The sequence below is a fragment of the Brucella sp. TWI432 genome (genome assembly GCF_039674445.1).
GTDB lineage: Bacteria > Pseudomonadota > Alphaproteobacteria > Rhizobiales > Rhizobiaceae > Brucella > Brucella chromiisoli.
The window spans coordinates 1-205 of sequence record NZ_JBDJNL010000080.1 but is presented as its reverse complement, the minus strand read 5'-3'; the positions used below and the strand labels follow the sequence as shown (position 1 = coordinate 205).

Sequence of the window (205 nt, the reverse complement as noted above, 5' to 3'; positions counted from 1 at the left end):
TCATAGGCTTGAGAGACGGCCTCCAGCAGTCGATCCCAGACACCAGCACGTCGCCAACGAACGAACCGGTTGTAGCAAGTCGTTGCAACACCATAGCGCTCAGGGATTTCAAACCATGACGATCCTATGCGGAAGCGCCATAGAATGCCATTGAGTACCATGCGATCATCGACGCGGGGTACACCACGAGGTTTGCATGGCAACA

General features: G+C 54.6%; 1 protein-coding gene. It reads right to left on the bottom strand.

What is annotated here, in order from left to right:
- Positions 1-203: transposase (locus tag ABE527_RS21690; RefSeq protein WP_499698269.1), on the bottom strand; the 203-nt coding region annotated here is incomplete at its 3' end.
- Positions 204-205: the final 2 nt, after the last annotated feature.